The sequence below is a fragment of the Ruminococcus sp. AF37-20 genome (assembly GCF_003460465.1).
GTDB lineage: Bacteria > Bacillota > Clostridia > Oscillospirales > Ruminococcaceae > Hominimerdicola > Hominimerdicola aceti.
In genome coordinates this window covers 15,035-15,371 of sequence record NZ_QTVE01000033.1, presented here as the reverse complement: position 1 = coordinate 15,371, position 337 = coordinate 15,035, and the positions used below count along the sequence as shown (strand labels likewise).

The 337-nt window shown below is 46.0% G+C and carries 1 pseudogene; it reads right to left on the bottom strand.

The features are described 5' to 3' along the window. Positions 1 to 96: 96 nt before the first annotated feature. Positions 97 to 337, bottom strand: a pseudogene (locus DW015_RS13500) (hypothetical protein); the annotation flags it as partial.

Below are 337 nucleotides of genomic sequence, written 5' to 3'. Positions count from 1 at the left end.
GGCGGCAAAAACGGGCGTTTTTGTGCGTGACAGTAACTCAGCCGTGACAGTAAAACTACCGACACGGAAACCTACTGACACGCCCCGCAGATGAAGCTATATAGACGTTTGTGGGCTGTCAGGCAGTGCCTGCGTGACGGTAACATTTCTACCGTCACTACTGTCACGCTTGCCGTTGTAATGAAGAATAATAACCCGACCTTTGTGAACTCTTTCGTATTTGAAATCAATTCCGTACTTGCTGAGTTCATAACCATTCTGAACCAAGTCTCTTGTAACTCTGTTCGGATAAATGACTTCATCGGTAACTGTTTTCAGCTCAGCGACTAACTCAGTT